The organism is Acinetobacter sp. S40 (assembly GCF_016624705.1).
Lineage (GTDB): Bacteria > Pseudomonadota > Gammaproteobacteria > Pseudomonadales > Moraxellaceae > Acinetobacter.
The window spans coordinates 420,973-440,238 of record NZ_JACVTU010000003.1; the positions used below are offsets into that span (position 1 = coordinate 420,973).

The following is a 19,266-nucleotide window of genomic DNA, read 5'->3' on the forward strand; positions in this document are numbered from 1 at the left end:
GCAGTTATGAACAGTATTCAACCTTTAGAACACAGTCGCTCCGAGCAAGCAGGAACCATCGTTACAAAAACAACGTGTCCTTACTGTGGTGTTGGATGTGGGGTAGATGTCAGTGTCCAACATAAAGCACAGGGCGCTATAGTAAAAGTTGCGGGTGATATGAATCATCCTTCAAATTTTGGACGGTTGTGTATTAAAGGTAGCAATCTGGCTGATACTTTGGGACTGGAAACCCGTGTATTACATCCGATGTTTGGTCGTAAAAACCATCGTACAGTCACTACATGGAATCAAGCTATTGAAAAAATTGCAGTTAAGTTTCAAGCCTGTATTGACCAATACGGACGCGATAGTATTGCATTTTATGTCTCAGGTCAGTTGTTGACTGAAGACTATTATGTAGTCAATAAATTCGTTAAAGGCTATTTGGGCACTGCTAATATTGATACTAATTCGCGCTTATGTATGTCATCTGCGGTTGCGGCACATAAACGCGCCTTTGGGGAAGATATTGTTCCTGCCAGTTATGAAGACTTTGAACATACGGACATGGTGGTTTTAGTTGGTTCTAACACCGCATGGTGCCATCCAGTTTTGTATCAACGCATTATGCAAGCCAAGACCAAGAATCCAGATTTATTTGTGGTGGTGGTGGATCCTCGTTTTACCAGTACCTGTGAGCAAGCAGATCTACATTTGCCTATTTTACCTGGTCAGGATGTGGCTTTATTCAATGGTTTATTTCAGCACTTATATAACCATAATCATGTCGATCATCATTTTGTTGAAACATACACAGAAGGTTTACAGGCTTTATTAGATGTTAGTAAAAGTGAATCTGATTTCAATAAGCTAGAGAAACGCACAGGAATTTCAGCAGAAAAATTACAACTGTTTTTTAATAAATTTGCGCACACCAAGAAAGTAATGACGTTATTTTCAATGGGGGTGAATCAATCTTCACAGGGGGTGAATAAAGCCAATAGTATTATCAATTGTCATTTATTGACTGGAAAAATTGGGAAATTAGGAGCAGCGCCGTTTTCAATGACAGGGCAACCGAATGCTATGGGCGGTCGTGAGGTGGGTGGGCTTGCCAATATGTTGGCAGCTCATTTGGATTTAGATAATCCCTCACACCAAAATCTGGTACAAGATTTCTGGAATAGTCCTTTGATTGCCAAACAAGCAGGTTTAAAAGCTGTTGATCTGTTCCAAACCATAGAAAGCGGCAAAATTAAAGCAATCTGGATTATGGCCACCAATCCTGTAGTGAGCTTACCAGATGCAGATCAAGTTAAACGCGCATTGGAAAAATGTGAGTTTGTAGTGGTTTCAGATATTTGCGCAGATACGGATACTACGGCCTATGCTGATGTGCTCTTGCCTGCATTAGGTTGGGGTGAAAAAAATGGAACGGTCACCAATTCTGAGCGCCGCATTTCACGGCAACGCGCATTTCTGGCTCCTCCTAAGCAAGCCAAAGCAGATTGGTGGGCAGTGTGTGAAGTTGCAAAAAAACTGGGATTTGCAGGTTTTGATTTTAATCAGGCTTGTGACATTTTCAATGAACATGCTGCTTTATCTGCTTATCAAAATGTAAGTGTAGAACAACGTGATCACGTCGAAAATTTTCGCTATTTCAATTTAAAAGGCTTAATGAATTTAAGTGTAGAAGAATATGACCATCTTCGCCCCACGCAATGGCCTGTGTGGGGAAAAGATCAAAATATAAGCGTTGAGCAATTGTTCGATCAAGGAAGTTTTAGCCATAAAAATAAAAGAGCCAAGCTAATTGCGACCGTTGCGATTGATCCTGTCCATGCTCTTTCCACAGATTATCCATTAATTTTGAATACAGGTCGTATTCGTGATCAATGGCATACTATGACCCGCACTGGTTTATCGGCAAATCTAACCACCCATAGAGCCGAGCCGTTTTGTGAGATACATCCCAATGATGCATTAAAATTTGGTATTCGAGATAGAGCTTTAGTTGAAGTGCGTTCAGAATGGGGCAGTTGTGTATTACGGGTAACACTCGCTCAAGGCATACGCCGTGGACAAATTTTTGCCCCAATTCACTGGACGGAGCAAGTGGCATCAGATGCCCGGATTGGCAAAGTGGTCAATCCCGTGGTGGATGTAATCTCAGGGGAGCCAGAGTTTAAACACACGCCAGTTGCTATTCAGCCATTTCATACTACGTGGCAAGGGGTTTTATATGTGCGTGATGGCTTTGAACATTACATCAAGTCATCATTGCAAAATTGCGCATGGTGGACCAAGATTAAGACGGCGAAGGCAATACGTTATGAGATAGCGGATCGTCAAAGTTTTCATCAAATTCAGAAAAATCTAAAAAACTTTTTACCTTTTGTCGATGAGACTTATGAATGGTTAAGCCTGGAAGATATTTCATCGCAACTCAGTCATAGTATTATTTTGCAAAATGGCATTTTGATTGCAAGTTTGTATATTGCACCTTCTGATTTATTGCCTGATCGGGATTGGGTCGCAAGTCTATTTAAGCGTGAGCGTTTGAGCGCCTTGCATCGTAAAGCATTGCTTGCAGGGACTCCAATGTCTGCCTCGAATAATGATGGACCATTGGTCTGCAGTTGCTTTAAAGTAGGAAAAAATAAGATTATTGAAACCATTAAAATGCAAAATATCACGCATGAAAAACAAGTCACTGCATGCTTAAAAGCGGGTGGAAACTGTGGTTCATGTTTACCTGAAATTCGTGGTCTTATTAAAGCTTGTCAGCAGGAGGCTGAAGTATGAAGAAATATCCTCATACAGATTTGGTCATTTTAGCCGGTGGCCAGGCGCGACGTATGAATGGCGTAAATAAATTATTACAAACCTTTGATGATCAAATTCAACTTTTAAAGATTTACAATACATTCAAAGATCAGGTTGGAAAGATTTGGATCAATAGTCACCGCGATAGTGGGCTTTATCAGCAAATTATTCCTGATATTCAATGTTATGCAGATGATCAGGCTGGCTTTTTAGGGCCATTGATGGGGATGAAAAGTGCATGGGCACATGTTCAGGCCGATTATGTCTTATTTATTCCTTGTGATGTCACTTATATTCCTAATAAGGTCATCCAAACTTTGTATGAGACTTTACTTCAGGATCAACACGCAATGATGTCTTATGTGAATATAAATGGAGATGCACTCTATCCATTTTGTTTGATGAAGCGAACCAGTTGCACAGTTTTACAACAACATTTGCAGGAAAAGCAATTAAGCTTAAATAAATGCAGAAAAGATTTGCATGCACAGGTTGCATATTTTCGTAAACATCGATTATTTTTTCATAGTATTAATTCACTGGATGAACTTCAGCAGTATAAACAATTGAATTATCTTACATGACCCGATGATAAATATATATGCAGCATGAAACGAGTTTAAATGCATGAATGGAATTGCTTCGATAACCCCATCGATTTTTCAGGATCAATATGGGCGTAATAAACGGAAACTAAGAATTTCCGTAACGGATCGGTGCAATTTCAAATGTGTGTATTGTATGCCAGAACATCCTGAATGGATGAAGAAACAAGACTTACTGAGCTTTGAAGCACTTTATCAGTTTTGTGATTTTATGGTGCAAAATGGAATTGAAAAAATCCGTATTACGGGTGGTGAACCCCTCATGCGTTTAGGGGTTGTTCATTTTATTAGGGATTTGCAAAAATTGCGGCATAAAGGCCTCAAACGTATTTCAATCACGACCAATGCCCATTATCTGGCTAAATATGCACATGATTTGAAACTGGCGGGTCTGGATGATCTGAATATTAGCTTGGACAGCTTAGATCCTGAACAATTTTTATCATTAACTAAAAAAAAATTAAAACCCGTTTTGGATGGAATTGCTGCCGTTCAAGCAGTGGACTTGCCGTTTAAAATTAATACTGTTTTGATGAAAGGTAAAAATGATGACCAGATTTTACCTATGGTGAACTGGGCAAACCAGCATAATATTTCATTACGATTTATTGAATTTATGCCGCTAGATGGAGATCAAAAGTGGACGCAGGCAGATGTAGTTACAGAGCAGGATATTTTAAAGACTTTATCTAACCAATTTCACATCCAAGAACTCAAACAAGAACATGAACCTGCCCGATTGTATCGTTTAAATGGTGAATATGAGGTGGGGATTATCTCGACGATTAGCCATTCATTTTGTGGTGAATGTGATCGTATTCGTTTAACCGCACAAGGCGAACTTTATAACTGCTTATTTGCAACACAAGGGCTTATGCTTAAGCCATTACTTAATCAATTGGTGTCAGAAAAAGATGAGAAGATTCGTCAGTTTGTCCAGCAAACTCTCTATCAGCAAACCTCTGCGTATATCTGGCGCAAAGCAAAAGGTTTTCATAGCCTGAACCAACAATCCCGAAAAATTAGTATGCATATGTTAGGAGGGTAAACATGTCCACTATTCAGGTCAAAATAGAAGCCTATGGTGCCATAGAACGACAGCTTCCTCCTCAATTGGCTTTGGATTATCCCAGTGCAATTTTGGTCGGTGATGTACTGCATCAAATTACTGAACAATTCCCTCAGGCAGAAAAAGCATTAGAACGCTGTGCCTGTGCGATAGGTGAAGATATCGTGTCGCGTCAAGCCACTTTAAAGCATGATTGTACGTTAGTACTTTTGTCACCTGTAGCAGGAGGGTGATATGAAAGAATTTCAACGAATACAAGCACAAGATTTACGTCTGGAAACTTTTGACTCTATCAGTGAATTTCCAGAATGTGGTGGTATTGGTATTTTTCAGGGAACTGTGCGCAATCATCATGAAGGACGTGCAGTAAAAGCTTTAAAGTACACCTCTTATACACCTGTAGCTGAAAAAATGATTCGTCAGATTGAACAGGAGATTACCCAAAAATATGGGGTTTCCTATGTGCGTGTTATTCATCGGATTGGTGCTTTGGATATTGGAGGAATGGCGATTATTGCAGTGGCCTATGCAGCGCATCGCCGTGAAGCTTTTCAGGCGTGTGAAGAAGCGGTTGAGCGCGTCAAACATGAAGTTCCGATCTGGAAAGAAGAATTTTATATGGATGGAACCAGTCAATTTGTAGAAGGTTGTTGTATTCGTAAAGATCATGACTCTATCGAACATCATCACCATTCACATCAACATCAGCACTAATTTTATTTACGGATCAATGAATGAAAAATGTAGGCATGAAACCTGAAAGTTATCGGATTGCCGAAGCTCAAGCTATTTTATATGCGCCGCCCCATTGTATTGAATTATTGCGTCAAGGGAATACTGAAAAAGGCGATGCACTGAAAACTGGTCGTATCGCTGGTATTTTGGCGGCAAAACGTACTGATGAGTTAATCCCACTTTGCCATCCGTTGCCTATTTATCGTGCTGAAGTTGATTATGAACTGCATGAGAACTCTGTAGAAATTTTAACAACTGTTGAAACTATTGGGCCAACAGGAGTAGAAATGGAGGCGCTAACTGCTGCGAGTATTGCCGGATTAACGCTTTATGACATGCTAAAACCGCATTGTGAACCTGAAGACTTGGTGCTGGATCAATGTAAGTTATTGAAGAAAAAGGGGGGTAAATCGCACTTTAAACGTACCCTACGTCAGCCTGTTTCAGCTGCTGTGATTGTACTTTCCGATACTGTAGCCGCGGGGAAAAAGCCAGATACTGCTGGGAAGTCAGTCTTAGAGACTTTAACGGAGGCAGGTTTTACGCCTATCCATTATCAAATCTTGCCAGATGACGCAGAGCAGATTAAAGAACTGGTATTAGAACTGACCAAATCTTATGCCTGTATTATTACTGTAGGGGGTACAGGAATTGGCAACCGAGATGTTACCGTCGACACACTCGAACCACTGCTTGAACGTAAACTGGATGGGCTGATGGAAGCAGCCCGTGCTTTTGGTCAGCGCCGTACCCCTTATGCTGCTATGTCTCGTGGTGTTGCTGGTTTTATCGATCGTTCTTTGGTCATGACTTTACCAGGAAGCCGCGGTGGCGCTTCTGAATCAATGGCTGCACTTTTGCCTGCAATTGTGCATATTTTCGATGTCTGCCGTGATTTACCACATCCGGGAGGGTATGAATAATGTCTGCCTGTGGTTTTGAACATGGACTAATTAGTATTGATGAGGCAATTCAATATATTTTGAGCACACCAAAAGCATTGGCGACAGAGTCTATTCCATTAAAAAATAGCCTAAGCAGATATGTGGCTGAACCTGTGTATTCTCCAGTAAATTTACCCGGCTTTGATCAAAGTGCTGTAGATGGTTATGCTTTATGCTCAAATCAAACCGAGATCAAAGATCAAGAGTTTAAATTAATCGGTGAAATTCGAGCGGGTGAGGAAAGTACGTTACGTTTAATTGCGGGTGAGGCAATTCGTATTTTTACGGGTGGAAAAATCCCTGAAGGAACCACCACCGTTGCAAGACAGGAAATCGTAAAAAAGATTGATAATCAGAATATCCAGATAACTGAACATTTAAATATTTCTGCTGATATTCGAAGGCAAGGTGAGGAAGTAACGCAAGGACAATGTTTAGCAAATGCAGGACAATATATGAATATTGGAAGTCTTGCTGCGCTAAGTATGGCTGGCGTTGACATCGTTACTGTATTTAAATTGCCTAAGGTTGCTGTAGTCGTAACAGGCGATGAAGTTAATCAATCACAAAATAGCCTAAGCAATGCACACGTTTTTGATGCCAATGGTCCTTTATTAGAAAATTGGCTTCAACAATATGGAATTCATGCCAATGTGCTTCATATAGAAGATCAGGCAAAGGCAGTAACAGAGCTATTTGACTGCTTAAAGTCAGAATATGATGTGATCATTACAACCGGTGGAGTTTCTGTTGGAGATTATGATTTTGTACGCCCATGCTCAATGACGGTCGGTTTTGAACAGATGTTTTGGAAAGTTAAACAGAAACCGGGTAAACCGCTTTATTTTGCCAAGTATGAAAAACAACAAAGAAGTTGCTATTTACTGGGTTTGCCGGGAAATCCAGCTGCAGTATATGTCTGCATGCAAATTTATGGCAAATTATTATTAGATGCTTTACAAAATAAACGTGAGCCACAGCTATGGTTTAAAGCGCGCCTCACCCAAGAACTTAAAGCGGATAACCGTGAACGTTTTTTACGGATGGTTGCAACTTTTAATCAAAGCACACTTGAAGTGAGTGCTTTAGCTAGGCAACAATCTCATATGTTAAGCAACCTGATGCAAACCAATTGTTTAGTACGCATACCAGCAGCTAAACAAATGAACATAGGTGAGCTGGTAGAAGGTCTATTTATCTAAAAATAAAAGGTTCATAATGTTAAAACAGTTTGGTTTATTTTCCTGTTTATGCATCACCACATGCGTTGTTTCGGCGGGGGAAGTACGAGTTTACGCGGCACCAAGTTTAGCCAATGCTTTAACTGACATTGTAAAACTTTATCAACAGCAACATAGTGAGAGTAAAGTTATTACTGTATTTGCAGATCCAATGGCTATGCTAAAACAAACGCAACAGGGAACAAATGCTGATATTTATTTATCAACAGACAAAACACAGTTACCGTCTCTTAGCCAAAAGAAATTGATCAGTAAAAACCGCGCCAAATATTTAATCAGTGATCAATTGGTCGCGATTACATCAGTGAATATGGATATTCCATTTGGTCAATCAAAACAGTTTAATTTTGCTCAGGCTTTTAAGGGAAATCTATGCACTGCTCAACTCGATTCGAGCGCTTTGGGAGTTTATACCAAACAAAGCTTAACTCATTTGGGTTGGTTATCAAATATACAGTCGCGTATCACACAACATGATGATACAACTAGCATTTTAAATTCCGTTCAAAATGGAAAATGTGACGTTGGAATCACGTTCCAAACCGATGCCTTAACAAGCAAGAAAGTCAAAATGATGGGTTTCTTTCCCTCAAATACGCATGATCCTATTGATTACTATATGAGTTTAACTTCGCAAGGCAAAACCAACAAAACTGCAATCCAGTTTGAGCGATTTATTTTAACCAATCCTAAAGTGAGCTCTTTGTTATTAAACTATGGCTTTACCCATAAAAAATAGTCTTATTTGAGTGTTTAAATGATGAGTACGGCTAGATATTTTTATGCAATGAAAAGTATGATTAAGGCGTAGCTAAATAAAATCGGGAACAGTGATGAAATGGGATGATATTGGTGAACAGCCATGCTCAATCGCTCGGACATTATCCATTATGGGTGATCGCTGGACGATGCTTATTTTGCGTAACTGCTTTTTAGATACTCGACGCTTTGATGATTTTCAGTCACACCTAGGAGTCACCCGTCATGTATTATCAGAACGTTTAAAACGCCTGGTTGAACATGGAATATTGGTGAAAACCCCTTATGTTGATCGACAGGAACGCTTTGAATATCGTTTAACTGAAAAAGGCTTAGAGCTTTATCCTGTTCTTTTGTCTATGGCGAATTGGGCGGATAAATGGATGGATGGTGGAAATGGCGCGCCGATGTTATATCAGCATAAGCTTTGTGGGCATATATTTAAACCCGTTTTAGCCTGTTCAGAGTGTGGTGAGGCAATACATCCTAAACAGGTCTTAGCTAAACCAAGTCCTGCTTACTCGATTTATATGCAACAGATTCAAAAGAAAAAGGCTTAAAATTAAATCTACGAACGCCGTGCGTAATGCATGGCCTTTTGTAGAATTGCATAAACGTCTCGATGCATGCATTGTGCGACATTAAACCTTAAAAATTGCTGGAATTTATCTGATTGACTAAATGAGTTTCCTAGAGCCAAGATCACACCTTTTTCAGCACAATACTGCACCATTTTTTCAATATCAATGTCTGCTGGCAGTTCACACCAAAGGAAAATACCAGCTTTAGGCAAAATCCAGAGTTTTATTCCTAATTTTTCAAGCATTTGAGCAGAAAATTGCCTTGCCTCAGCTAATCGACTTTTGAGTTGCTCCATATGTTTACGATAGCCACCTTCAGTCAATGTCTTGTACAAAATCTGAGCCGATAAATTGCTATGACTAAAACTGGTTGCAACTTTTAGATCGACTAAATGATCAATCCATTCAGCTTTTGCCACAATATAGCCACAACGCACTGAAGCTGAAAGCGTTTTAGAAAAGCTACCAATATAAATACTATGTTTAAGACCATCTAAAGCGCTAAAACGTGGAGAATGTGTCGTTTCAAAATCTGAAAATATATCATCTTCGATTACCACCATATTGGCTTCTTCAATGAGAGAAACCAATTGATGTGCTGTAGGCTGTGAAAGGGTCGCACCAGTGGGATTGTGAATACCCGAATTGGTGATATACATTCGTGGACGATGTTCCTCAATGGCGTGTTTAAATGCATCAATATCTGGGCCTTGTGCAGTATACAGAATCCCAATAATCTTGACTTGATGAACTTTAAGCAAAGCACGAAAATTAAAATAACAAGGGTCATCAACCAATACGACATCATTAGGTTTTAATAAAAAACGACAAATTAAATCAATTGAATAAGAACCCGAATCAGTCAATAAAATTTGCTGGGGTGTCACTTCTATCCCCTTAGTATATAAACGCCTTGCCAATAGTTCACGTAAACCTAATAAACCTAAAGGTGGAGAATAATTCACTAATTCAAAGACTGAACCCTTAGATACATCTCGAATCGCTTTACGCAAAGTTTCATGCGGCATCCAGTCATCAGGAAGCCAGCCACAGCCCAATTTGATCAATTGCGGTGGTGCTTCCAGAAGCTGACGTGAAATCCATAGAGGATCCAGATTTTTTTCACGAATTGGATCTATATGAGAAAGAATTAGGGGTTCAAGTGGCGCACAGACAAAGAAACCAGCACCTGCCCGTGATTCAATAATCCCTAGGGAAGCCATACGTTCATACGCTTCTACAATAGTAGCAACTGAAAAATTGAGTTCTTTGGCTAAAGCTCTGACTGAAGCTAAACGCATGCCTGGAGTCAGTCGACGACTTTTTAACAGTTCATCGATGTGGTGAATCACTTGCTCAATTTTAGTCATGATGATCAAATTTTGCTGTACTGGTCATTGTTACAGTACAGTTCTTTGAAATTGTACTGGATTGTCTCTGTTAAAAAACATAACACAGAATTATAAAAATAGTAATGAAATAAGAGTAATACCGATATGAATCCACAGATTTTGGCATGGTGCAGTGGTTTAATTGGAGTGATCATTTTTTCTGGTTCACTCCCTGCTACACGTATAGCGGTCATGGATATGAGCCCGTGGTTATTGACAGGAAGCCGTGCAGTGATTGCAGGAATGATTGCCCTGATTTTATTAAAATTATTAAAAGTCAAAAGACCCGATGCACAGGATCGAGTTGGACTAATCTACGTGGCTTTAGGCGTAGTGATTGGTTTCCCTCTCTTTACTGCATTGGCCTTGCAGTATATGACTGCTGCTTATTCAATCGTATTTGTCGGGTTATTACCTTTAAGTACAGCCGTTTTCGCGGTTATACGGGGCGGTGAACACCCTAAACCGATTTTTTGGATATTTGCACTTTTAGGTAGTGCTCTGGTGCTGCTATATATTTTTTTGGAAAGGACGCCTAGTGCTACACATATGTTAGGTATTTTGTATATGTTGGCAGCAATTATTGTCTGTGGCTTAGGTTATGCAGAAGGGGGAAAATTATCACGAAAAATAGGCGGATGGCAGGTAATCTGCTGGGCACTCGTGATCTCTTTACCTGTGATGTTGATGATCACTATTCTTAATTACTCGACTCTAACCATAAGCCATTTATCTTTCTCGGCGTTACTTGCATTGCTGTATGTTTCTTTGTTTAGCATGCTCATTGGTTTTTTCTTTTGGTATAATGGTTTGGCACAAGGCGGAATCGCAACGGTAGGTCAATTACAATTATTACAACCTTTATTTGGATTGGCATTAGCAGCATTGCTATTACATGAATCGATCAGCTGGATCATGTTACTTATACTTTTAGGAATCATTATATGTGTAGCATTTGCCAAAAAATTTGCCTAAATTTATAGACAATTTGCAGGTTTGGGCACGCCAGCTAAACGGCTTAAATGTCGAGCGACCAGACCTGTATTAAATCTTTGCTGAAGTATAGCGTTATCAATTTCTGGACTAACAGTTTTCATTAAATATTTAATTAGAGGGCGGGTTGCAGGTGAATGGCCAAATTGCTGATAAAATTGGCGAACGGCATGCAAAATTTCAAAATGCCAATTTGTTAACTCTAAATCCAAAGATCTTGCGAGCTCTTGAGCAACCTGATTATTCCAGATTGTATAATCCACAAGATGTCCATCATGATCGAGTTCTAACTGCATAAAATAGCCTAAGCAACACATAAAAATTATTTTAACGAAATACAACGTTCAAATTGTAAAACCAAATCTGCAAACTGAGTAGAGTTTAATAGGGTAAAAGATGGGATTAAATTCAAATCCAACAAAACCTGTTCAGATTCAAGACAATAGCATTGAGCAAAATAGTCTAAATCTGCTTGAGTGAGCAAAGAAAGAGCCTCACCAAAAAAAATAACCTGATCTTGCTGATCATAGATTTGTTTGAGTTTGGCTAAAACGCTTTGTGTAGCAGAGGAGGAAGATTGAATCAAATAAAGTGAAGAATTCATTGCCTTGTTTCCTTACCAATACAAAACATAGTTAAAAGATTGAATGAATTTTGCATCCAATTCAATAAATTCAATTTCTTGTTGGCTATCGCGTACAAAAGCATGATCTTGAAATCTGGATTCAACTAGAATGGGGCTAAGATCATAAAATTCAAAGCTTTCGATCATATTTGAGGCGGGTTTAAATGCATGCTTAATCTGCTCAAATGTGACTTCTGATTTGAGCAGACTCAGGGCAGCATCTTGTAATAGTACTTTTATTGGAGTACCAAACGTCGCTAAAACCATGGTGGCTGCAATGCTCTCATTGACTTGCAGGGTACTTAAATTTGCCTGTGTTAAAATCACGAGTACAGTTTTCACACAATTTACCTTTTAAAAGCAACACTCTAACCATATAAAACGTGTTTAAAATTGAACAATACGTGCAGATGATTGCAAGGCATCCGCCAGTTCTCCAAGCCCAACGAGTTCAAAACCATGAGCTAGATTGGAATCTGACAGATGATGCCGCTTAGCATTTTCTTCATCAGTTATGCCGCGATTTAAGGCAGCACTTACACAAACTGGTAAACGGATGGAAAGTTTTCGCCATTCGTTTGTTAAATGGCGTTGATCATCGGGAAACCACTGCAAACCATTTGCAACTTGCACGCCATCTTGGTAAAAGAAAACATGAAGTGTTTCACCTTTTTTGTGAAGTGCTTGAGCTAATTCAAAAGCATGCCATGCATGAACAGATGTAGGAGCAGAAGTAACTAACAGTAATGTACTCATTGAAATTTCACTTTGGTCATGAGTCTGGTCAGTGATGGGTCATACACATCGTATTAAGTAGGTAAGTATACAATGATTTTGGTGACAGGTGGTTTAGGCTTTCTCGGTTCACATATTGCTTTGAGTCTTATGGCTCAAGGTCAAGAAGTTATATTAGTCGATAATCTGGCAAATGCATCATTACAAACACTAGAACGTCTTGAATATATCTCAGGAATGTATGTTCCTTTTGTTAAAGTGGATGTCCGCAATACACCTGCGCTAAATAAAGTGTTTGAGCAATATTCGATAGATGCTGTAATTCATACGGCTGGCTTTAAATCTTTAGAAGAATCCAGATTAAAGCCACTTGAATACTATAACGATAATGTTAGCTGTATCATGAGTTTATTACGTTCTATGCAGCGTACAGGTGTACGCAGACTTGTCCATCTGTCTAGTTTGGCCATATATGGGAAGAGTGGAATCGCACTGAGCGAAGAAGAGTCTTTTGATTTCAGCTATGATAATCCCTACATCAAATCGCAACAGATGGTTGAAGAAATCATTCGGGATACTGTGAAGACGGATAATGAGTGGCAAGTTGCCATACTTCGTCTTTCAAATGTTGTAGGGGCCTTTGAACACGGCGTTCTAGGCGAAAATGTTGCTCAGCTACCAAAGAATATTGTGCCTTTAGCTTTACAAGTGGCTGCGATGCAACGTGATTCTCTAGAACTACAAAAAAATGTGGACACCACTGACAAAACTGTCGAACGTAGTTTTATCCATGTCCTTGATGTCTGTGAAGCAGTATTTGCGAGTTTATACTGGTTAAACAATCAGCATCATTGTTGTGAAAGTTTTAATATCGCTCAAGATAATTTAACCTCAATCGGCTCTTTGATTAAAGTTATAAGCGAAGTAACAAACGCACCTATTGAAACGCATGATGCCTTATATACTCATAATGAAATTGCACAATTGGGTGCCGATATTTCCAAAGCAGAACAATTATTGAACTGGAAGCCAAAACGTAGTTTAGAAAAAATGATCGAAGACGAATGGCGTTTCTATCAAAATACATTAAAAGGTCAATAAGAAAATGATTCTTATTTACAAAAATGGACAGGTTGATTAGTATCTTGCCACTAGCCAAGCAATTTGATTGCTCCAGCCCGTATTGTCTTAAACAACATGAATAGAGGTTTTTATGCAAACTCGAATTGAACATGACACCATGGGTGAAGTTGAAGTCCCAAATGATGCACTTTGGGGTGCCCAGACGCAACGTAGTTTGCAAAACTTTAAGATAGGTCAGGAACGGTTACCTCGCCCAATGATCCGTGCAATGGGTTTGGTTAAGAAAGCTGCAGCAATCACCAACGCTGAATTAGCTCAGTTACCTTCGGATTTGAGTCAATATATTGTCGGGGCGGCTGAAGAAGTCATTGCAGGGCAATGGGACTCTCAGTTTCCATTGGTTGTTTGGCAAACAGGTTCTGGTACTCAAAGTAATATGAACTGTAATGAAGTCATTGCCAATATTGCCAATCAAAAGCTAGGTAATGCTTTAGGTTCACAGTCACCTGTGCATCCGAATGATCATGTCAATCGTGCGCAGTCTACAAACGATTCATTCCCGACAGCTATTCATGTTGCTGCTTCACTACAGATTAATGAATTATTGATTCCTGCTGTGCAAAGTCTACGCGATACCTTACAAAAGAAATCAGATGAGTTTGCTGATATTGTAAAAATCGGTCGGACTCATTTACAAGATGCAACGCCTTTGACTTTAGGTCAGGAATTTAGTGGTTATGTTTCACAGCTTGATCATGGCTTAAAACGCTTACAACAAGCGCTTGAGGGGCTTTATGAGTTGCCACTTGGTGGTACGGCTGTTGGTACAGGTCTAAATGCTCATCCTGATTATGCGGTCAAAGCTGCACAGCAACTGGCAAATTTAACAGGATTGCCATTTATAACTGCTCCAAACAAATTTGAAGCGTTAGCAGGGCGTGATGCTGCTGTATTTGCCTCAGGTGCACTGAAAACTTTGGCAGCAAGTTTAAACAAAATTGCCAATGATATTCGTTGGTTAGCGAGTGGGCCACGTTGTGGTTTTGGTGAAATCAGAATTCCTGAAAATGAACCAGGCTCAAGTATCATGCCAGGTAAAGTCAATCCAACTCAAAGCGAAGCAATGACGATGGTGGTGGCTCAAGTGTTAGGGAATGACACCACCATTAATGTTGCGGGTGCATCGGGGAACTTTGAGCTAAACGTATTTATGCCTGTGATCGCATTTAATCTCTTACAATCGATTCAATTATTGGGAGATGCGTGTAATAGTTTCAATGAACATTGTGCAGTGGGTATCGAGCCAAACAAAGATAAAATCGATTATTTCTTACATAACTCATTGATGCTGGTAACTGCGTTAAATCCTGTTATTGGTTATGAAAATTCTGCCAAAGTAGCTAAAACTGCTTATAAGGAAAATAAGACCTTAAAACAGGTTGCTGTAGAGTTAGGATTGGTAACCGCTGAACAGTTTGATGAAGTGGTCAAACCTGAAAAAATGGTCTTTCCTAACGCGAAATAAGCCAAAATAAACACATCAGCAGTTTGTATCTAGTCTGGATGTGCGTACAATATATGCCTCTTAATACCGACTGCTGATGAAATTTACTATGCTTGATGTTTATTTGACAGATGTTCAAAAACATATTCAATTCAATGATTATCCCAGTGAACAACCTGTTAAATTTCTAATTAATCTAAAAAAAATATTTCCAAGTACGGCTGAGTTATTGCTTCCTGTATTGCCTGAAGACAATAATCTGGAAAATGTGACATGGGAATCGACTTCAGCAGATTTTGAAATCTTTAAAAAATTGTTGGAAGCATGGGGCATTATTGAATTACGTCTGAATGCCATGACTGCATTTAAGGATAAAGAGTTTGCCAATCAAATCGTCAAAAAAGCTCAAATTAAACGTAAGCAGCTCTCTATAAAACACTCCCAGCTTTCATTGGTTGATTTGGATTATATCTTTATACATGAAGTACATAGCCTGCTAGATGCAGAACTTATTGAAATTGGCGAAAGTTTTTATTTACCGACATTACGCCAAATCTGGAAAAATGAAGTTTCTGAACAAGTTTTATTTAGTAATTTTTAATTATCATTAATAATTCAAAGTATTATTGTATTTTTTCTAATGAAACAATACGACAAAATGGCATAAAAAGTGCTATAAAAGAAAATGAAACATCGTTTTCATTTTCTTTAAAATTTTGTTGCAAATCATCAGGAAAAATACAATGTCGAACACTTTTCTTCCGCTCTTGCAAAATCGTCGTACCATTTATGCTATTGGTAAAAAACTCTCTCAAACTCCTGAACAGCTCACTGATTTAATTCAGGAAGCAATCCGTCAAAGCCCATCGTCTTTTAACTCACAGTCTTCACGTGCGGTTATTTTATTAAATGCTGAACACGAAAAATTTTGGAACTTTGTAAAAGAAAAATTACGTGAATATGCAACTGATGATGCAGCCGCTGCTAAAACCAGTGCAAAAATGGATAGCTTTGCTGCTGGAGTGGGTACGGTTTTATTTTTTGAAGATCAGGATGTGATCAAAGGTTTACAAGAACAATTTACGTCATATGCAGATAATTTCCCAATATGGGCAGAGCATTCAACTGCAATGGCACAACTCGCGGTTTGGACAGCATTGGCAGCAGAAAATGTGGGTGCTTCTTTACAGCATTATAATCCGATTGTAGATGATAAAGTGCACGCAGAATGGGAAATTCCAAGCAGTTGGAAACTACGTGCCCAACTCGTATTTGGGTCAATTGAAGCGCCAGCAGGTGAAAAAGCCTATATTGATGATGCAGTCCGTTTTAAAGTATTTAAATAAAACTCAGCTTCAAAAAACCGAATTTAGCGTATGTTAAATTCGGTTTTTTTATGAGCTACTTTAATCCAGTACAGTTTGGCATTGGTTCAATATATTCAATTGGGCATTGATTACACTGCTTTGAATATCTAAAAGTGAAAGTAAAGTTGGAAATAAATTATCCTGACTCAACACTTGATTTTGTTTCGATTTTAAACATTCGATGTGAGCATCATGTTGCATTTTCCAATCATTTGAAAACCACATCAACATAGGAATATGCGTTTGCTGGGAAGGGGCTAGTGCGTAAACCGTGCCATGTAGATAGATACCATTTTCACCCGTAGATTCGCCATGATCTGATAAATACCAAAGTGCAGATTGATAATGTTTGTTTTTATCAATACTTTGAATAATCTCACTTAAAATATGGTCGGTATAAACGATCGTATTATCGTAACTATTAATCAATTTTTGACGATCACAGGTTTGAATTGCACTGGTTTTACAGGTTGGCTGAAACGGAGAAAAATCAGTGGTTGTTCGATTATAATAGGCGGGACCATGACTCCCTCGTTGATGAAGTACAATCAGTTGCGGTGTTTTATCTTTATGTGGGATAGAAGCCAAATAGCGCTGTAAACTGACTAATAAGACATCATCTAGACAAAAGCCATCATCACGACAATATTGTTTTTTCAGCGCCTTACTAATTTTAATATTATTAACTCGATCGCAAGCACCTTTACAGCCTGAGTCGTTATCGATCCATGTGACTTTATAACCTGCGCGTTGCGCTATATCGAGTAAGCCCTCGCGATGTGCAGCCAGATTTGCGTCATATTGCTCTCTTGTCATGCCCGAAAACATGCAAGGTACGGATACAGCCGTTGCTGTACCGCAGGAAGTCACTTGACTAAAATTAATCAGATTTTCAATTTGACTAAGCTTTGGATTGGTATTCCGCGAATAACCATTTAATGAAAAACTCTCTGCTCGTGCTGCTTCACCTACCACCAATACCATAAGTTTTGGCTTTGATTGATCTGATTGAGGCAAGAGCATCTTTGCATCTTTGCCAAAAATAACCAGTGGTTCATGCTTCTCATGCAAATGATGGAAATATTTATAGCTTGAAGTTAATACATTGTCAGGTGAAATAAGTTGTCGTATATCTTTATGCTGTCGAAATATATTCGTAAAGTTTAAATAATTACTTAATACGAGGATAAGTAAAATAATAAAAGAAATAATAATATAGACTGCTTTTTGAAGTAGGTTTTTTTTAATAAGGGGATATTCAATTTGAATCAAACAAACAAATATAATAGGTAAAACGACCATTCCCATACACCACAGCGAAAAAGGAATAGTCATCAGTTGCTTGGTCTCTGCCAGATCGGTTTGTACAACGTTCTGAATTTGTTCAGGCGAGATATATGCACCTAATTGATTGGTAAAATAAGCAGTCGTACCACCTAAAAAAATTAACACAATGGAAATAGGTTTTGCTGTCCATTTCCAATTTAAAACTTGTAAATATAGATTGTAGTAAGCGACCAAAGAGATAGCGACAATTGCTAACCAGATCCATTCAAACCAACCTTGAAATCCTGACAAAGACTGAACATGTCTAAAAAAACAAAAATTCAAGGCAAGCGCTAGCCATAACGCAATGATTAAATTAAAACAAGCAAGTGAAACTTTGGGTAGAGATGCTCTGACTTGACGTAGAAAATGCAACATAAATCAGCACCTGATGGGAAGCAAGCAATTTAAGAAATACATCTTAAATCTATCTTAAACTGAACTTCTTATCATGAATATGGCAGCTTGAACCATGAAGCAAAAACAAAATAGCCTAAGCAAATAAAGCAATTATTTCTTTCTTTAAAAATTGATATCTTAAATTTTCATTCAAATCACTATGATAAAACATCCCGATATTAATGGGAGGAAACTGAAAAGGTAATTCATGAATCTTTAAATGTTCCGCATAAAAAAGATGTTCTAAAATAGTTTTAGGCAGCGTTAGCATGGCCAGAGGGTTTTGCTCAATAATTTGTAACGCAGTGGAGTAATGTTGACATCTCAGAAATATATGCCTAGATATATTGTTATGATTTAAATAAATATCTTCAAGTAAAATACCAGTACGTCGTGATGAAACTCCAATATGAGGGGCGGATTGATAAGATTCCTGTGTGATTTCATTTTGTTGGGTACAGATTACATAGCGGTCAGAAACCAAGGGGTTAAAACCAATGTTTCCACCCATGTTATTTTCAAGATCAATGACAAAGTCCAATTGTTGGGTATTCAGGTCATTTTGAATAGTTTTTCGGTTCAGCTTAATGCTACTAAACTGAATGTCTGGATCAATTTGCTGGAAATGTTGAATTACTTTAGGAAAAATTAAGGGTTCAATTTCATCATGAATTGCAATTCTTAAAGTTTTAATCAGACTCGGATCAAAATTTTGCTTTTGTTGACTAATACTTTGAATCGAAAGCAAGGCTGTTCTGACAATAGGATAAATGCGTTCAGCAAACGGCGTGGGTAGCATTTTATTGCCATGACGCACAAATACTTCATCATTGAGTTGCACCCTTAATCTTTGTAAGGCATGACTGGCAGCAGACTGGCTAATCGATTGACTCAATGCTGCACTAGAAATACTTTTTTGTTCAAAAATTGCAACAAACAGTGGATATAAATTGATATCAATGCGATGAAATAAGCCTAATTCCAAAGAATGATTAAGGTGGACTTGGTCATGAATATTATTCATAGTTTTCTATTCAATAAAATCATTTCATGCATAATAAATTTGAGCGTATGTTCAAGTAAAGTAAAATGACACATCTA

General features: G+C 38.5%; 21 protein-coding genes. 14 read left to right on the plus strand and 7 right to left on the minus strand.

Going from position 1 to position 19,266, the window contains the following annotated elements; translation table 11 throughout:
* Window positions 1–6: 6 nt before the first annotated feature.
* The 9 genes from IAE19_RS07020 (at window position 7) to IAE19_RS07060 (ending at window position 8,721) form a co-directional block, all read left to right on the plus strand.
* Window positions 7–2,787 carry a nitrate reductase gene (locus IAE19_RS07020; protein ID WP_200460215.1) on the plus strand — a complete coding sequence of 927 codons (2,781 nt, stop codon included), beginning with the start codon at window positions 7–9 and terminating at the stop codon, window positions 2,785–2,787.
* Window positions 2,784–3,392, plus strand: coding sequence for an NTP transferase domain-containing protein (locus IAE19_RS07025; protein WP_200460216.1), 609 nt, complete (start codon window positions 2,784–2,786; stop codon window positions 3,390–3,392). Before IAE19_RS07020 ends, IAE19_RS07025 begins: the two co-directional genes overlap by 4 nt.
* A gap of 43 nt (window positions 3,393–3,435) precedes the next feature.
* Window positions 3,436–4,461, plus strand: a complete 1,026-nt coding sequence (gene moaA / locus IAE19_RS07030) for a GTP 3',8-cyclase MoaA (RefSeq protein ID WP_200460217.1) — start codon at window positions 3,436–3,438, stop codon at window positions 4,459–4,461.
* Between the two features lie 2 nt (window positions 4,462–4,463).
* A complete protein-coding gene (locus IAE19_RS07035; RefSeq protein ID WP_200460218.1) occupies window positions 4,464–4,715 on the plus strand; it encodes a MoaD/ThiS family protein in 252 nt (83 codons plus the stop codon).
* A 1-nt stretch (window position 4,716) separates the two neighbouring features.
* Window positions 4,717–5,196: a molybdenum cofactor biosynthesis protein MoaE gene (locus tag IAE19_RS07040; RefSeq protein WP_200460219.1), complete on the plus strand. Its 480-nt coding sequence runs from the start codon at window positions 4,717–4,719 to the stop codon at window positions 5,194–5,196.
* A gap of 20 nt (window positions 5,197–5,216) precedes the next feature.
* Window positions 5,217–6,140, plus strand: a complete 924-nt coding sequence (gene moaCB / locus IAE19_RS07045) for a bifunctional molybdenum cofactor biosynthesis protein MoaC/MoaB (protein WP_200460220.1) — start codon at window positions 5,217–5,219, stop codon at window positions 6,138–6,140.
* On the plus strand, window positions 6,140–7,363 hold the full coding sequence (locus IAE19_RS07050) for a molybdopterin molybdotransferase MoeA (RefSeq protein ID WP_200460221.1): 1,224 nt from the start codon (window positions 6,140–6,142) through the stop codon (window positions 7,361–7,363). The genes moaCB and IAE19_RS07050 overlap by 1 nt, the downstream gene beginning before the upstream one ends.
* Window positions 7,364–7,379: 16 nt before the next feature.
* A complete protein-coding gene (gene modA / locus IAE19_RS07055; RefSeq protein WP_200460222.1) occupies window positions 7,380–8,141 on the plus strand; it encodes a molybdate ABC transporter substrate-binding protein in 762 nt (253 codons plus the stop codon).
* A 94-nt stretch (window positions 8,142–8,235) separates the two neighbouring features.
* Window positions 8,236–8,721, plus strand: coding sequence for a winged helix-turn-helix transcriptional regulator (locus IAE19_RS07060; RefSeq protein WP_200460223.1), 486 nt, complete (start codon window positions 8,236–8,238; stop codon window positions 8,719–8,721).
* 8 nt (window positions 8,722–8,729) lie between these two features.
* Here the strand turns inward: IAE19_RS07060 and IAE19_RS07065 are convergent, their stop codons facing one another.
* A complete protein-coding gene (locus IAE19_RS07065; RefSeq protein WP_200460224.1) occupies window positions 8,730–10,112 on the minus strand; it encodes a PLP-dependent aminotransferase family protein in 1,383 nt (460 codons plus the stop codon).
* A 126-nt stretch (window positions 10,113–10,238) separates the two neighbouring features.
* Between IAE19_RS07065 and IAE19_RS07070 the strand changes: the two genes are divergently transcribed.
* The gene (locus tag IAE19_RS07070; RefSeq protein WP_200460225.1) at window positions 10,239–11,108 is read left to right on the plus strand and encodes a DMT family transporter; all 870 of its coding nucleotides are present in this window, start codon (window positions 10,239–10,241) and stop codon (window positions 11,106–11,108) included.
* 2 nt (window positions 11,109–11,110) lie between these two features.
* On the opposite strand, the gene IAE19_RS07075 is transcribed toward IAE19_RS07070, so the two are convergent.
* From IAE19_RS07075 to tusD, 4 genes are read right to left on the minus strand one after another with little or no spacing between them, the layout of a single operon-like run.
* Window positions 11,111–11,422, minus strand: coding sequence for a TusE/DsrC/DsvC family sulfur relay protein (locus tag IAE19_RS07075; RefSeq protein ID WP_200460226.1), 312 nt, complete (start codon window positions 11,420–11,422; stop codon window positions 11,111–11,113).
* 26 nt (window positions 11,423–11,448) lie between these two features.
* On the minus strand, window positions 11,449–11,730 hold the full coding sequence (locus IAE19_RS07080; protein ID WP_200460227.1) for a hypothetical protein: 282 nt from the start codon (window positions 11,728–11,730) through the stop codon (window positions 11,449–11,451).
* Between the two features lie 12 nt (window positions 11,731–11,742).
* A complete protein-coding gene (locus IAE19_RS07085) occupies window positions 11,743–12,093 on the minus strand; it encodes a hypothetical protein (protein ID WP_200460228.1) in 351 nt (116 codons plus the stop codon).
* 45 nt (window positions 12,094–12,138) lie between these two features.
* Window positions 12,139–12,507 (minus strand): sulfurtransferase complex subunit TusD, encoded by a 369-nt coding sequence (gene tusD, locus IAE19_RS07090; protein WP_200460229.1) that lies wholly within the window; start codon window positions 12,505–12,507, stop codon window positions 12,139–12,141.
* Window positions 12,508–12,579: 72 nt separating this feature from the next.
* On the opposite strand from tusD, the gene galE reads away from it, so the two are divergent.
* The 4 genes from galE (at window position 12,580) to IAE19_RS07110 (ending at window position 16,419) form a co-directional block, all read left to right on the plus strand.
* Entirely contained in the window at window positions 12,580–13,587 is a 1,008-nt protein-coding gene (gene galE / locus IAE19_RS07095; protein ID WP_200460230.1) for a UDP-glucose 4-epimerase GalE, read from the plus strand.
* Window positions 13,588–13,699: 112 nt separating this feature from the next.
* On the plus strand, window positions 13,700–15,094 hold the full coding sequence (gene fumC, locus IAE19_RS07100) for a class II fumarate hydratase (RefSeq protein ID WP_200460231.1): 1,395 nt from the start codon (window positions 13,700–13,702) through the stop codon (window positions 15,092–15,094).
* Window positions 15,095–15,182: 88 nt separating this feature from the next.
* Window positions 15,183–15,674: a hypothetical protein gene (locus tag IAE19_RS07105; protein ID WP_200460232.1), complete on the plus strand. Its 492-nt coding sequence runs from the start codon at window positions 15,183–15,185 to the stop codon at window positions 15,672–15,674.
* A gap of 142 nt (window positions 15,675–15,816) precedes the next feature.
* Window positions 15,817–16,419 (plus strand): nitroreductase family protein, encoded by a 603-nt coding sequence (locus tag IAE19_RS07110; RefSeq protein ID WP_200460233.1) that lies wholly within the window; start codon window positions 15,817–15,819, stop codon window positions 16,417–16,419.
* Between the two features lie 60 nt (window positions 16,420–16,479).
* On the opposite strand, the gene IAE19_RS07115 is transcribed toward IAE19_RS07110, so the two are convergent.
* Both IAE19_RS07115 and IAE19_RS07120 read right to left on the minus strand, forming a co-directional pair.
* Complete coding sequence (locus IAE19_RS07115) at window positions 16,480–18,144, minus strand: phosphoethanolamine transferase (protein WP_200460234.1); 1,665 nt, start codon at window positions 18,142–18,144, stop codon at window positions 16,480–16,482.
* Window positions 18,145–18,259: 115 nt separating this feature from the next.
* A complete protein-coding gene (locus IAE19_RS07120; protein ID WP_200460235.1) occupies window positions 18,260–19,189 on the minus strand; it encodes a LysR family transcriptional regulator in 930 nt (309 codons plus the stop codon).
* Between the last annotated feature and the right edge of the window lie 77 nt (window positions 19,190–19,266).